We start from the raw sequence: 286 nt of genomic DNA, 5'->3' as shown, positions 1-286 counted from the left end.
GTGGCCAACGCGATCCGACCCGCCGACCAATCCACATGACTACTCGGCTCATCAATATGCAAACTCGCCGGAATCCTGCCATACCGCAACGCCAGCACCGACTTGATCACCCCAGCAACACCCGCAGCAGCCTGCGTATGCCCCAGATTCGACTTCACCGAACCCAACCACAACGGCGTCTCCCGACCCTGACCATAAGTCGCCAACAACGCCTGCGCCTCAATCGGATCACCCAAACTCGTCCCCGTACCGTGCGCCTCCACCACATCCACATCCGCAGTCGACA

At 60.5% G+C, this 286-nt stretch carries 1 protein-coding gene; it reads right to left on the bottom strand.

All coding sequences use genetic code 11. The annotated features are described in order from the left end of the window. Nucleotides 1-286, bottom strand: a 286-nt coding sequence (locus tag AD72_RS36005; protein ID WP_156365420.1) for a hypothetical protein, incomplete at both ends; no start/stop codon positions are given.

The sequence above is a fragment of the Sciscionella sediminilitoris genome (genome assembly GCF_000737195.2).
In the GTDB taxonomy this organism is placed as follows: domain Bacteria; phylum Actinomycetota; class Actinomycetes; order Mycobacteriales; family Pseudonocardiaceae; genus Sciscionella; species Sciscionella sediminilitoris.
The sequence above is the reverse complement of the archived record's forward strand: the minus strand, read 5'-3'. Positions and strand labels throughout refer to the sequence as shown.